This is a genomic window from Mycobacterium paraseoulense (assembly GCF_010731655.1).
Classification (GTDB): Bacteria; Actinomycetota; Actinomycetes; order Mycobacteriales; family Mycobacteriaceae; genus Mycobacterium; species Mycobacterium paraseoulense.
On the sequence record NZ_AP022619.1, the window covers coordinates 3,845,371 to 3,857,779 of the forward strand.

The 12,409-nt window shown below is 67.6% G+C and carries 16 protein-coding genes and 3 tRNA genes; 8 read left to right on the plus strand and 11 right to left on the minus strand.

Annotation, left to right across the window (positions count from 1 at the left end; genetic code table 11):
- Window positions 1-64: 64 nt before the first annotated feature.
- Complete coding sequence (locus tag G6N51_RS17875; RefSeq protein ID WP_083171773.1) at window positions 65-541, plus strand: lipoprotein LpqH; 477 nt, start codon at window positions 65-67, stop codon at window positions 539-541.
- Here G6N51_RS17875 and G6N51_RS17880 read toward each other — a convergent pair.
- The 6 genes from G6N51_RS17880 to G6N51_RS17900 form a co-directional block, all read right to left on the minus strand.
- The gene (locus tag G6N51_RS17880) at window positions 534-2,051 is read right to left on the minus strand and encodes a sensor histidine kinase (RefSeq protein WP_083171850.1); all 1,518 of its coding nucleotides are present in this window, start codon (window positions 2,049-2,051) and stop codon (window positions 534-536) included. The genes G6N51_RS17875 and G6N51_RS17880 overlap by 8 nt on opposite strands.
- Entirely contained in the window at window positions 2,029-2,733 is a 705-nt protein-coding gene (locus G6N51_RS17885) for a response regulator transcription factor (protein WP_067920214.1), read from the minus strand. The genes G6N51_RS17880 and G6N51_RS17885 overlap by 23 nt, the downstream gene beginning before the upstream one ends.
- A gap of 152 nt (window positions 2,734-2,885) precedes the next feature.
- Window positions 2,886-3,041, minus strand: a complete 156-nt coding sequence (locus tag G6N51_RS28780; RefSeq protein WP_090419013.1) for a DUF6131 family protein — start codon at window positions 3,039-3,041, stop codon at window positions 2,886-2,888.
- A 10-nt stretch (window positions 3,042-3,051) separates the two neighbouring features.
- Window positions 3,052-3,300, minus strand: coding sequence for a hypothetical protein (locus G6N51_RS17890; protein ID WP_082972912.1), 249 nt, complete (start codon window positions 3,298-3,300; stop codon window positions 3,052-3,054).
- Window positions 3,301-3,401: 101 nt separating this feature from the next.
- A complete protein-coding gene (locus G6N51_RS17895; RefSeq protein WP_083171774.1) occupies window positions 3,402-3,812 on the minus strand; it encodes an MmcQ/YjbR family DNA-binding protein in 411 nt (136 codons plus the stop codon).
- Between the two features lie 29 nt (window positions 3,813-3,841).
- Window positions 3,842-4,783: a class I SAM-dependent methyltransferase gene (locus G6N51_RS17900; RefSeq protein WP_083171775.1), complete on the minus strand. Its 942-nt coding sequence runs from the start codon at window positions 4,781-4,783 to the stop codon at window positions 3,842-3,844.
- 199 nt (window positions 4,784-4,982) lie between these two features.
- Between G6N51_RS17900 and G6N51_RS17905 the strand changes: the two genes are divergently transcribed.
- Window positions 4,983-5,981, plus strand: a complete 999-nt coding sequence (locus G6N51_RS17905; protein WP_232078564.1) for a phosphotransferase family protein — start codon at window positions 4,983-4,985, stop codon at window positions 5,979-5,981.
- 299 nt (window positions 5,982-6,280) lie between these two features.
- Window positions 6,281-6,430, plus strand: coding sequence for a hypothetical protein (locus G6N51_RS17910; RefSeq protein WP_158086213.1), 150 nt, complete (start codon window positions 6,281-6,283; stop codon window positions 6,428-6,430).
- 35 nt (window positions 6,431-6,465) lie between these two features.
- Here the strand turns inward: G6N51_RS17910 and G6N51_RS17915 are convergent, their stop codons facing one another.
- The 3 genes from G6N51_RS17915 to G6N51_RS17925 all read right to left on the minus strand — a co-directional run bounded on the left by G6N51_RS17915 (window position 6,466) and on the right by G6N51_RS17925 (window position 7,504).
- Window positions 6,466-7,200: a TrkA C-terminal domain-containing protein gene (locus tag G6N51_RS17915; protein ID WP_083171778.1), complete on the minus strand. Its 735-nt coding sequence runs from the start codon at window positions 7,198-7,200 to the stop codon at window positions 6,466-6,468.
- 101 nt (window positions 7,201-7,301) lie between these two features.
- Window positions 7,302-7,374, minus strand: a tRNA-Arg gene (locus G6N51_RS17920).
- A gap of 41 nt (window positions 7,375-7,415) precedes the next feature.
- Window positions 7,416-7,504, minus strand: a tRNA-Ser gene (locus G6N51_RS17925).
- 84 nt (window positions 7,505-7,588) lie between these two features.
- Here G6N51_RS17925 and G6N51_RS17930 point away from each other — a divergent pair.
- Both G6N51_RS17930 and G6N51_RS17935 read left to right on the plus strand, forming a co-directional pair.
- Window positions 7,589-8,656, plus strand: coding sequence for a pyridoxal phosphate-dependent aminotransferase (locus G6N51_RS17930; protein WP_083171779.1), 1,068 nt, complete (start codon window positions 7,589-7,591; stop codon window positions 8,654-8,656).
- 11 nt (window positions 8,657-8,667) lie between these two features.
- On the plus strand, window positions 8,668-9,129 hold the full coding sequence (locus tag G6N51_RS17935; RefSeq protein ID WP_083171780.1) for a DUF4334 domain-containing protein: 462 nt from the start codon (window positions 8,668-8,670) through the stop codon (window positions 9,127-9,129).
- A 146-nt stretch (window positions 9,130-9,275) separates the two neighbouring features.
- Here the strand turns inward: G6N51_RS17935 and G6N51_RS17940 are convergent, their stop codons facing one another.
- The gene (locus tag G6N51_RS17940) at window positions 9,276-9,860 is read right to left on the minus strand and encodes a TIGR03086 family metal-binding protein (protein WP_174814327.1); all 585 of its coding nucleotides are present in this window, start codon (window positions 9,858-9,860) and stop codon (window positions 9,276-9,278) included.
- A 23-nt stretch (window positions 9,861-9,883) separates the two neighbouring features.
- Between G6N51_RS17940 and G6N51_RS17945 the strand changes: the two genes are divergently transcribed.
- The 3 genes from G6N51_RS17945 to G6N51_RS17955 are packed head-to-tail and all read left to right on the plus strand — an operon-like array spanning window position 9,884 to window position 12,197.
- Window positions 9,884-10,708: a crotonase/enoyl-CoA hydratase family protein gene (locus G6N51_RS17945; RefSeq protein WP_083171782.1), complete on the plus strand. Its 825-nt coding sequence runs from the start codon at window positions 9,884-9,886 to the stop codon at window positions 10,706-10,708.
- Between the two features lie 25 nt (window positions 10,709-10,733).
- Window positions 10,734-11,975, plus strand: a complete 1,242-nt coding sequence (gene lipE / locus G6N51_RS17950; RefSeq protein ID WP_083171783.1) for a lipase LipE — start codon at window positions 10,734-10,736, stop codon at window positions 11,973-11,975.
- 30 nt (window positions 11,976-12,005) lie between these two features.
- Entirely contained in the window at window positions 12,006-12,197 is a 192-nt protein-coding gene (locus tag G6N51_RS17955) for a hypothetical protein (protein WP_083171784.1), read from the plus strand.
- A gap of 116 nt (window positions 12,198-12,313) precedes the next feature.
- On the opposite strand, the gene G6N51_RS17960 is transcribed toward G6N51_RS17955, so the two are convergent.
- Window positions 12,314-12,400: transfer RNA gene (locus G6N51_RS17960), tRNA-Ser, on the minus strand.
- Between the last annotated feature and the right edge of the window lie 9 nt (window positions 12,401-12,409).

A 12,409-nucleotide genomic window follows, 5' to 3' on the forward strand; every position in this document is an offset into this window, starting at 1 on the left:
ACCCGCATACTGCCAAACGGCCCTCAATGCCGAGGGTCGCAACTTTTCGGGCAAAGGAGAACACGTGAAACGTGGACTGACGATCGCGGTGGCTGGAGCGGCAATTCTGGCCGCCGGTATTTCCGGATGTTCGAGCAACAAGTCGAGTTCGGGCGGTTCGGGCACCAGCTCCGCCGTGAACACCTCGGCGGGCGCTGCCAGCGGAACCAAGGTCCTCATCGACGGCAAGGACCAGAACGTGAGCGGCTCGGTTGTGTGCACCTCCGCCGGCGGCACCGTCAACATCGCCATCGGTGGCGCAGCGACCGGCATCGCCGCCGTGCTCACCGACGCCAGCCCGCCGCAGGTGAAGTCCGTTGGCCTGGGCAACGTGAACGGCGTGACGCTCGGCTACACCTCCGGGACCGGCCAGGGCAACGCCTCCGCCGAGAAGAACGGCAACAGCTACAAGATCACCGGAACGGCCACCGGGGTCGACATGGCCAACCCCATGCAGCCGGTGAACAAGCCGTTCGAAATCGATGTGACCTGCTCTAGCTAGTCGAGGGCGCGGGCGGTTGCCACCCGTTGAGTGGCAACCGCACCGTGAACTCGGTGTGGCCGGGTGAGCTGTTCACCGTGATCGTCCCGTTGTGGGCTTTGACGACGGCGGACACGATCGCCAACCCCAGCCCGGTGCTGCCACCCTTACGGGAACGTGACGTGTCGCCGCGGGCGAACCGCTCGAACACCTCGGATTGGAGCGCCGGCGGGATGCCGGGGCCGTTGTCGATGACCTGGAGCACGGTGTGCGCGGGCTCGGTGCTCAGTCGCGTGGTCACGACCGTGCCCGCGCCGGTATGCAGCCGGGCATTGGCGAGCAGATTGCTCAGCACCTGGTGCAGCCGGGCCGCGTCGCCCGTGATGATCACGGGTTCCTCTGGTAGGTCGAGCTCCCACTGATGGTCCGGCCCGGCGACGTGCGCGTCGTTGACCGCGTCGACCGCCACCCGCGACAAATCGACCGGTTCGCGTTCCAGCGGCCGGCCGGAGTCCAGGCGGGCCAGCAGCAGCAGGTCCTCGACCAGGCGGGTCATCCGTTCCGTCTCGGACGCAACCCGGCTCATCGCGTGCTCCACCGCCTCGCGGTCGTCGCCCATGCGTTGGGTGAGTTCGGTGTAACCGCGGATCGCGGCCAGGGGCGTGCGCAGTTCGTGGCTGGCGTCGGCGACGAACTGACGGACCCGGGTCTCGCTGGCCTGCCGGGCCGAGAGCGCGGACGCGATGTGGTCGAGCATCCGGTTGAGGGCTGACCCGAGTTGCCCGACCTCGGTGGCGGGGTTGGCGTCGGATTCGCGCACCCGGACCGGCAGCTCGACCTCACCGCGATCCAGCGGCAGGTCGGCCACCCTGCTGGCGGTCTGCGCGACGCGGCGCAGCGGCGCCAGCGCCCGCCGGACGATGACGACCCCGGCGATCGTCGCCGCCGCCAGTGCGATCACGGTGACGATCCCGAAGATGATCAGCATCCGGATCAGGGTCGCGTCGATGTTGGACATCGAAAGGCCGGTGACGATGATGTCGCCACCATTGCGGCTGGGGGCCGCCATCACCCGGTAGCGGCCCAGGCCGTCCAGGTCCAGGGTGGCCGGGGCGCGGCTGGCAGCGATGTGTTCCAGTTGGGTTTGGGCGGCGGGGGTCAGCGCGGCGCGGGTCCCGCTGCTGGTCAGGTATCCGGCGTCCACGGTTTTGCCGTGGTTGACGACCGCGGCCACCATGCCCGCCGGCTGGCCGGGGGCGTCCAGGAATCGGGGCCCCGGGCCCGGCCGCGGATAGTAGGAGTGCTCGTGCCGCCATCCCGGGCGGTTGGGTTCGGGGTACATCAGCGCCGAGCGAAAAGACGTGCCCGCGAGTTGCCCGTCGAGCTGTTTCACCAGGTGGTGATTGAGCGCCAGTTCGGTCACCGCGATGATGCCGACGCACACGACGGCCAGCACGACGATCTGCCCGACCAGCAACCGCAGCCGCAGCGACCAGGGCCGCCGACGTTCAGCGAGCCGGCTTGAGGACATAACCCGCGCCACGCAGCGTGTGGATCATGGGGTCGCGACCGTTGTCGATCTTCTTGCGTAGATAGGAGATGTAGAGCTCGACGATGTTGGACCGGCCGCCGAAGTCATAGCTCCACACCCGGTCGAGGATCTGCGCCTTGCTCAGCACCCGCTTGGAGTTGCGCATCATGAACCGCAGCAACTCGAACTCGGTGGAGGTCAGCGCGATCGGCTCGCCGGCGCGGGTCACCTCATGGCTGTCCTCGTCGAGCACCAGGTCGCCGACCACCAGCTGGGCGCCGCTGTCCAAGGTCGTCACGCCGGTGCGCCGCAGCAGCGCGCGAAGCCGCAGCACCACCTCTTCGATGCTGAACGGTTTGGTCACATAGTCGTCGCCGCCCGCGGTCAGCCCGGCGATGCGGTCCTCGACGGCATCCTTGGCCGTCAGCAGGAGCACCGGGAGCTGCGGGTTCTCCTCGCGCAGCTTGTGCAAGACGTCGAGCCCGCTCATATCGGGCAGCATCACGTCGAGGACGACGACGTCGGGGCGCTGGGCGCGGGCGGCCGCGATGGCCGATGCGCCGTCGCCGGCCGTGGCGATGTTCCAGCCCTCGTACCTCAGCGCCATGGACACCATTTCAGCCAGGACTGACTCGTCGTCCACGACCAAGACGTTGATCGGATTGCCGTCGGCGCGACACATGACCACCCGCTCGACGGAGGCTCGGGGCTGGGTCACGGATTCCAGTATGCGCACCGCGCTGAGCCGTCGCTATGCCCCACCTTTGCGTGGCCTGTGAATGGGATCGCGCGACCGCTTGAGCAGTCGCGCGATCCCGTTTTCCGGCGTGGTGGCTAATACCAATAGCGCCGGCCGGCGACTGGACGGCCGATTGAGCCCATAATCCACAACACGGCGCCGATGACTAACACGACGACACCGATTTCCCACAGCAACGGGACGCTGAATACAAATCCGAGAATAAGCAGGACTACGCCCAAGACAATCATGACGACTCCTTTAGGTGAGGGGCAGTAGGACACCAGGCATTGAACTGGGCTGCGGAACATGGCAGTCCTTGACTTTCGGGTTGACGCCCCCGTAATTCAAAGGCCCCGCGATGACGGTCAACGCGATGTTTCCCGCCGTGACACAGCTGGTCGAGTCACCTTTGAAGTAATCGCGTTGCCATGCCGCGAAGACCCCGATGAGCAGCCATACCAGGGCAATGGTGCCGATGATTCCGCTGCCACGCATGGTGACCTCCAATGTGGTCGAGAAATATTTCTCGTGGACGATAGTTACCCATTTGACTTATGCCTAAACATTCGCCGGGTGAATTCGGCAGTGCGCCAGCGGAGCCCGGCGGGCTAGGCGTGGTCCGCGAGCCACCCGGCGGCCCGCCTCTTCGACGCCCGCGAAAGCCACGCGTCCTGGATCAGCTCGGCCAGTTCGGTCCTGCTGATTTCGGCCAATCGGCCGGCCCGCACCAGTACCGAAGGATGCCCATCGAAACGGTCGGTGGTGAAGAACGGGGACGCGGGATCCTGGGTCAGCGCCAACTTGTCACTTTCGGACTCCACCCAGAGCATGATCACGTCGGCATATGGTTCGCCGGTCTCCGGGTCGGCCGCGTCGGGCTGCGGCGTGCGGAAGAACACGAAGGACTTCCCGCCGACTTGATAGATGACGTTCCCCTTCGGGCCCTCCACCCGCTGAACGTGCGGCATCGACCCGGCGATCTCGTGCACGTCGCTCACCCGCGCCGGTCGATCAGCCACACGGCGAGGGTAGCGGGCGGTCTCGAGCCCTAGCCGCGGCGCTGCGCGGACACGTAGAGCGTGGGCGGCATCACGGCCTCGGCGTCGGGCGGAACGCTGCGGCCGTAACGCGCCATCAACTCGGCGAACGTCGCCGTCGCGACGTCCCAGCCGCGCTCCCGCAGCCACCCGTCGACGGGGGTGCGCTCTTCGGGGTACCAGAGGTCGTCGAAATCGGTGACCTCGGAGTCGACGAGCTTGGCGGCCGCGGCCCGCATGCGCCGCATGTCCTCGCGCTGGCGCTCGACGAGCTCGGGATCGGTGAAGCCCGCCCCCGGCACGTTGGAAGCCAGCCGGCTGCCGTCGGCACTGAGCGAATGAATGCGCTCGAACAAAAGGTCCTGGGCTTGCGCCGGCAGGTAACGGACCAGGCCCTCGGCCGACCAGGCGGCGGGCCGGGACGGTTCAAATCCGGCTTCCTGCAAGGCCTTCGGCCAATCCTGCCGCAGGTCGATCGGCACGTTCACCAGACCCGCCTTCGGCTGCGCGCCGTGCTCGCGCAGCGTGTTGGATTTGAAGTCGAGGACCTTGGGCTGGTCCAGCTCGTAGACGACCGTGCCGTCGGGCCACGGCAGCCGCCAGGTGCGCGCGTCCAGACCGGCGGCCAGGATCACCACCTGCCGAACGCCGGAGTCGGCCGCGCCCAGGAAGAACTCGTCGAAAAACGCTGTCCGTGTGGCCATGAAGTCGATCATCAGTTGAATGCGCGTGCCCACGTCGGGCTCGAGCTCCACCGCCTTGGCCAGCAGCTCGGGATCGGCGTAGATGCTCCACATGCCTTCGCCGGCGGCGTCGACGAATACGCGCGCGAACGGGTCGGTGATGAGCGGGTTCTCGCTCTCGGTCTCGGCGGCCCGCGCCGCCGCGACACCGAGGGCGGTGGCTCCCACGCTTTGCGTGATATCCCAGGAATCGTTGTCGGTACGCGGCATCGCCAGTTCCCTTCCGAGCGCGAAAGTCAGTTAGTTGCGCACACTATTCTTCCAGCCGTCGGCGCCCCGATGCCCGTTCCGGGCCGTGGCCTACGCTTTTTCCCAGACGGCCCACAGTGTTGCGGAGGAGCGCTGGCATGGACGAGATCGGTATCGGCTGATCGTGGATGCCGTGAACCTGGACGCCGTCGCGGCCTGGATGTCCGAGCGTGGACTCGGCGAGGGCCCGCTGGAGGACGTCTCCGCCGTCACCGGCGGAACCCAGAACGTCATGCTCCGGTTCACCAGGGCCGGCCGGCCCTACGTGTTGCGACGCGGACCGCGGCACCTGCGTCCGCGGAGCAACAACGTCATCCTGCGGGAAACGAAAGTCCTTGCCGCGCTGGCCGGCTCCGACGTGCCCCACCCCCGCCTGATCGCCGCCTGCGAGGACCCCGCCGTGCTGGGTGACGCCGTCTTCTACCTGATGGACCCGGTAGACGGGTTCAACGCCGGGGAGGGGCTGCCGCCGTTGCATGCGGGCGATGCCGGCGTGCGGCACGGCATGGGTCTGTCGATGGCCGATGCGCTGGCCAAGCTGGGCGCCGTGGACCACGTCGCGGTGGGCCTCGCCGATTTCGGGAAGCCGGAGGGCTTCCTGGAGCGCCAGGTGCCGCGCTGGCTTTCGGAGCTGGACTCCTACAGCGAGTACGACGGCTACCCAGGGCCGCAGATCCCGGGCATCGAGGAAGTGTCGGGCTGGCTGGAACGCCACCGGCCTGCGACGTGGACGCCCGGGATCATGCACGGCGACTACCACGCCGCCAACGTGATGTTCTCGCGGACGGGTCCGGACGTGGTGGCCATCGTCGACTGGGAGATGTGCACGATCGGCGACCCGCTGCTGGACCTGGGCTGGCTGCTGGCCACCTGGCGCCAGCCCGACGGATCCAGCGTGTTCAGCCACGCCTTGGGCGGACAGGACGGGCTGGCCAGCACCGACGAGTTGTTCGGGAGCTACGCGGCCAACACCACCCGCGATTTGTCGCACATCACCTGGTACACCGTGCTGGCCTGCTTCAAGCTGGGGATCGTGATCGAGGGGACGCTCGCGCGGGCCTGTGCGGGCAAGGCCGAGAAAGAAGTCGGCGACCAGTTGCACGCCGCCACGGTGCACCTGTTCGAGCGTGCGTTGGGTCTCATCGAGAGCGCACCCTGACCCCCCGACATCTGCCCTCGTGCCGCCTTACCCCGAGGAACCCGACTACTACTCCGAACCCACGCAGGCCGCGGGGTATGGCGGGTATTACGACGTACCGGCCCAGGCACCGTCACGCAATCGGTCACCGTCCCCCTCGCCGCGACCCCTTCGGGGGCCGTGCGGGGGACGTTGACGCGCTCGGAACCCGGGCGGCCGGCCCCGAATCACGTTGGACCGAAGGGATTTTCGCCCGAGTCTCGCGTGACCGGTCGCCGCAGCCGGCGCAATTGCGAACCGCTTACATCAAGGTGCAAGTGGTGACGCCCGCGGTTGTGGTGCAACCACAACCCGACATCATCAAGGCGCTGGAAGCGATCATCAGGGCGGCGAGAATTCTGCTGACACGGGACATGGCACTCAACTCCGATGGTTCGTGCGGTACTGAATTGTTTGCCCGAGGTCCTTAATGTACGCCCGAAAGCGGGCCGCGTCCGCCGAGTTGTCAGCCGCGGGCGGCGCCGCGTGCCGCGTGCCGCTGCACCGCCCGGGCATGGGAGGCGTCGCCGTCGCGGTGATCGAGGTCGGCGATCGCGTCGGCGTGGCCATAGAGCACCAGCACGTCGCCGCACACAAGCTGGCTGTCTGGGGCCGGATGCGCTACGTAGTGGCCGTCACCCCGGTTGATTCCGAGCACCAGCATGCCCTCGTCCGGCAACCGGAGCTTCTCGAGCGTGCGTCCGGCCACCCAGTCGTTCTCCGCGATCGCCAACTCGCTGACCACGTACCCGTCCCCGAGGTCTGCGAGCACGCCGGAGTCCCGGCCCTCCATGTCGGTCCAGCGGCGCAGCGCCCGGCCGATCAGCGCGGTCAACCAGCGGTTTGCCCGCGGACTCCGGGAGAGGAATACCAGCAGGATCAGTCCCGCGGCCAGAACAATGACCCTCATCCATGAAGTCCCCGTTGCGCCGCCTCGAAAGCCGAGGATCAGCGAACTCGCGGCCGCGACGAAGCCGACGTTGCCGACAAGCATCAGTAGCATCACCACCCGGCGGCGCAGCGGATGCGCCACCACGACCTCGGACTCTGTGGTGGTGAATCCGGCGCCGGTGAACGCCGACCTGGCCTGGAACCGCGCTGACTCCCCGGACATCCCCGAGGCAGCGAGCACCACGGTCGCGACCCTGGTGACAAGCAGCGAGACCGCCAGCACGGCTAGCAGCGAGGCGATGGCGTACACTCTCCGAGCTTGCCCTGACGACCAACTCGGTAAACGCGTTGCGCCCAGGTGGGCCGAATGTTGCTGCTATGGAACGCTGTTCACGGTGTGACTGCGCCGAGCGCGCCCGAAGGGATTCGAACCCCTAACCTTCTGATCCGTAGTCAGATGCTCTATCCGTTGAGCTACGGGCGCCGGTGTTCAGTTGTCTTGCGTGGTTCCGCTTAAGGACACAGCGGAGGCGAGAGGATTTGAACCTCCGGTCCCCTTTGAGGGGGACAACTCATTAGCAGTGAGCCCCATTCGGCCGCTCTGGCACGCCTCCCTTGGACTGTTTGAGGGTACCCGACCCCTTTCCGGTCTCGCGGAACCGGCCATAGCGTACACATCCGCGACATAAACTGTCGAAGTGACCGCCCGCTTGCGTCCAGAACTGGTCGGACTGCCAGTCTATGTCCCCGGCAAGAACGTGCCGGGCTCCATCAAACTGGCCAGCAACGAGACCGTATACGGTCCGCTGCCCAGCGTGCACGCGGCGATCGAGCGCGCCGTCGCAGTCGTCAACCGTTACCCGGACAACGCCAGCGTCGAGCTCAAGGCGGCCCTGGCCATGCACCTGGGTTCCGCTGTGGCGCCCGAGCACATCGCCGTCGGCAGCGGTTCGGTCAGCCTGTGCCAGCAGTTGGTGCAGATCACCTCCGCGGCCGGCGACGAGGTGGTGATGGGTTGGCGCAGCTTCGAGTGCTACCTGCCCATCGTCCAGGTGTCCGGGGCGACCGCGGTCAAGGTGCCGCTGAGCGACCACACCCACGACCTCGACGCGATGCTCGCCGCGATCACCGATCGCACCCGGCTGATCTTTGTCTGCAACCCGAACAACCCGACGTCGACGGTGGTGGATCCGGACGCCCTGGCCCGCTTCGTCGAGACCGTGCCGCCGCAGATCCTGATCGCCATCGACGAGGCCTACGTCGAATACATCCGCGACGGCATGCTGCCCAACAGCTTGGAGCTCGCGCTATCCCGAAGCAACGTCGTTGTGCTGCGGACCTTTTCGAAGGCCTACGGGCTCGCCGGCTTGCGGGTCGGCTACGCGGTCGGTCACCCGGACCTGATCACCGCGCTGGACAAGGTCGTCATGCCGTTCGCGGTGACCAACGTCGCCCAGGCGGCTGCCATCGCGTCATTGGAGGCGTCCGGCGAGCTGATGGCACGCACCGACGCACTGGTCGCCGAGCGCACCCGCGTCAGTGCCGGGTTGCGCGACTCCGGGTTCACCCTGCCGCCGTCGCAGGCCAACTTCATCTGGTTGCCGCTGGGTTCTCGTACGACGGACTTCACCGAGCAGGCCGCCGACGCACGCCTGGTGGTGCGACCGTTCGCCGGCGAGGGGGTGCGCGTCACCATCGGTGCGGTGGAGGAGAATGACGCCCTGTTGCACTTCGCATGCGATTGGATTTCCCGCACGGAACCGTAAGGAGTAGTCCATTGGACTTGGCGCGCAAACAGTTCACCGAGTTCAAGGAGCGCGGCGGCGACATCCCCGACACGGAGCTCGACGACTTCTGGGCGAGCCTCGAGCCCGCGACGATCGAGGGGATGCTGGGCGAGTGGAAGGGCGGCGAATTCCGCACCGGCCACCGGATGAACGGCCAGCTGGAAAAGGCCGGCTGGTTCGGCAAGACGTTCACGTCGCCCCGCGACGTGCAGCCGCTGGTCTGCCTCGACGCCGACGGCAACAAGTTCTCGAACGTCGAGCTGGGCAAGGGCGAGGCCAGCCTGTGGCTCGAAGAGTTCCGCGGGGAGATCACCGCGACGATGGTCTACGACGGCCAGCCCGTGCACGACCACTTCAAGAAGATCGACGACGATGCCGTGATGGGGATCATGAACGGCAAGGGCGTCCGGGACAACGGCCGGTACTACTACTTCTACCTCGAGCGGGTGTAGCGGCCTAGCGGCCCGGGTTGCGGCTGGCCGTTCGAGTGTGCGGTGAGGGCCTCGAGTGTGCTTTCGGGGCGGGAATCGGAGCCAAACCCGGCCCTGCGTGCACACTGAAAGCCGTAGTCGCACACCACGATGGCAGCGACCTCGAACTACCGCGCCGGGTTGCGGCCGGTGAACGCGACCAACTGCTCGAGCGCACCGGATTCCTGGGGCACGTCGACCGGGTCGTCGAACCCGGCGCCGCCCCGGAACTCCGGCCTGATGACGTGGCGGGCCAGCCCCAACACGTACTCGGACAGCGGCTCGGGCGCGTTGAGCTCGTGCCCCACGGCGGCCGCGTAATCCCAGGCGTGGACCAGGAATTCGATCGACAGAACGGCGCACGCGTCCTTCGCGGGCATCTCGCCCTTGCCGAAGGGCACGGACCCGTCGAGGCCGCGGCGGTGCCAGGCGTCCAGCGCGGGACGGGCCGCCGCGATCACCTGGCCCTCCACCGAATCGCCTTCGGCGGGCTCGGGGATGTCCACGCCCACCATGCCGCCCAGGGCGATGATCGACTTCAGCAGATGATCGGTCAGCTGCGCCACGTCGAACTCCCTGCACGGCGTCTGCCGGGACAGGTCGTCGGCCGCGATGGTGTGCAGCACCCGCTGCAACACCCCGAGCGTGTCCTCGGCGCTGCGCAGTTCGTCGGTGGGCGGGGAATGTGGGCCGGGCCGCAAATCAGGAGCCATATTTGCCACGCTACGGTCTCGATATGGCGCAAGCATACGAATCCGTCACGGTCGAAACCAAAGATCACGTCGCGCAGGTGACGCTGATCGGGCCGGGCAAGGGCAACGCGATGGGTCCGGCGTTCTGGTCGGAGATGCCGGAGCTGTTCGCGGCGCTGGACGCCGACCCCGAGGTGCGGGCCATCGTCTTGACCGGTTCAGGCAAGAACTTCAGCTACGGCCTGGACGTGCCCGCGATGGGCGGCTCGTTCACGCCGCTGCTTGCCGGCGACGCGCTGGCCGGCCCGCGCGCGGTCTTCCACCGCGAGATCAAGCGCATGCAGGCCGCGATCACCGCGGTCGCCGACTGCCGCACCCCGACGATCGCGTCGGTGCACGGCTGGTGCATCGGCGGCGGGGTGGACCTGATCTCCGCGGTCGACATCCGCTACGCCAGCGCCGACGCGAAATTCTCGGTGCGTGAGGTCAAGCTGGCGATCGTCGCCGACGTCGGCAGCCTGGCCCGCCTGCCGATGATCCTGGGCGACGGGCACCTGCGGGAGCTGGCGCTGACCGGCAAGGACATCGACGCGGCCCGGGCCGAGAAGATCGGTCTGGTCAACGACGTGTACGACGACGCCGAGGCCACACTGGCCGCCGCGCACGCGACCGCGGCGGAGATCGCCGCCAACCCGCCCCTGACGGTGCAGGGCGTCAAGGACGTCCTCGACCAGCAGCGCACCGCCGCGGTGTCGGAGAGCCTGCGCTACGTCGCCGCCTGGAACGCCGCCTTCTTGCCCTCCAAGGACCTGACCGAGGGCATCGCGGCGACATTCGAGAAGCGACCCCCGCGGTTCACCGGGGAGTGATCCGGGGCCACGTACCCTCGCTGGGGTGACGACGACACCGGACGGCAAGATCCTCGTCCCTGCCGACTTGGACGCCGTGACGACGATCGGCGACGAGGACCACACCGAGATCGACAGCGCCGCCGTCGACCGGATCTGGGGCGCCGCCCGGCACTGGTACCGGGCCGGCTTCCATCCCGCGATCCAACTGTGCATCCGCCGGCACGGGCGCGTCGTGCTCAACCGCGCGATCGGCCACGGCTGGGGCAACGCCCCGAGCGACCCGCCCGACGCCGAGAAGATCCCCGTCACGACCGACACGCCGTTCTGCGTCTATTCCGCGGCCAAGGGCATGGCCGCGACCGTGGTGCACATGCTCGTCGAGCGCGGCGTCTTCTCACTCGACGACCGCGTCTGCGACTACATCCCCACGTTCACCAGTCACGGCAAGCACCGGATCACCATCCGGCACGTGATGACCCACAGCGCCGGCCTGCCCTTCCCCACCGGCTCCAAGCCGGACGTCAAACGCGCGGACGACCACGAGTACGCGCAGCAGAAGCTGGGCGAGCTGCGGCCGATCTATCCGCCGGGCCTGGTGCACATCTACCACGCGCTGACCTGGGGCCCGCTCGTCCGCGAGATCGTTTACGCCGCCACCGGCAAGGAAATCCGCGAAATCCTGGCCACTGAGATCCTCGACCCGCTCGGCTTCCGATGGACGAACTTCGGTGTCGCCAAAGAGGACCTGCCCCTGGTCGCGCCCAGCCACGCGACGGGGCGCCCACTCCCGCCGATAGTGGCGCAGATCTTCCGCAAGGCGATCGGCGGGACCGTGCACGAGATGATCCCGATCACCAACACCCCGCTGTTCCTCTCCACGATCATCCCGTCGTCCAACACGGTGTCGACCGCCAACGAGATGTCCCGGTTCGCCGAAATCTGGCGGCGCGGTGGCAATCTCGACGGCGTGCGAGTGATGAGCCCCGAGACGATGTACGGCGCGGTCAAACAATGCCGGCGGCTGCGGCCGGATTTCGCGGTCGGGCTGCAACCGGCCCGGTGGGGCACCGGCTTCATCCTCGGGACGGACCGGTGGGGCCCGTTCGGGCTCCACGCGCCCAACGCTTTCGGCAATCTCGGCCTGGTCAACATCGCGATCTGGGCCGACCCCGCACGCGGTCTGGCGGCCGGCGTCATCAGCAGCGGCAAGCCGGGGCGCGACCCGGAAGCCAAGCGCTACACCGCCCTGATGGACACCATCGCCGCCGAGATCCCCACCGATTGAGGGCGCCGGCCGGTGGGAACACTGCCGGGCATGGCTACCTACCGAGTGCTCAACCCCACGGGCGACGTCGTCGCGACCAAGGACATCGAAAGCGCCGACAAGGCGCATGCGTGGTTCGCCGACGAGGCGGTCGAGGGCAACGAGCTGGGCTGGCGCATGGAGGTCGAAGCCGACGGTGAATGGCGCTTCTTCGACAACAGCGAAGGCGACCGCAGCTACTAGCGTTTGCGTCCCGACCAGCCGGGCGCCCGAAAGACATGGAGTCTGAACGTTTCCGCAAGCCGCAGGAGGCCCACGCGCCATTCGCGTCCGTCTACTTCGACGACTCGCACGACACGCGGTGGCGGAGGGATTTGAACCCCCGGACGGTGTTAGCCGTCTCTCGCTTTCAAGGCGAGTGCATTAGGCCGCTCTGCCACGCCACCGCTGCTAAG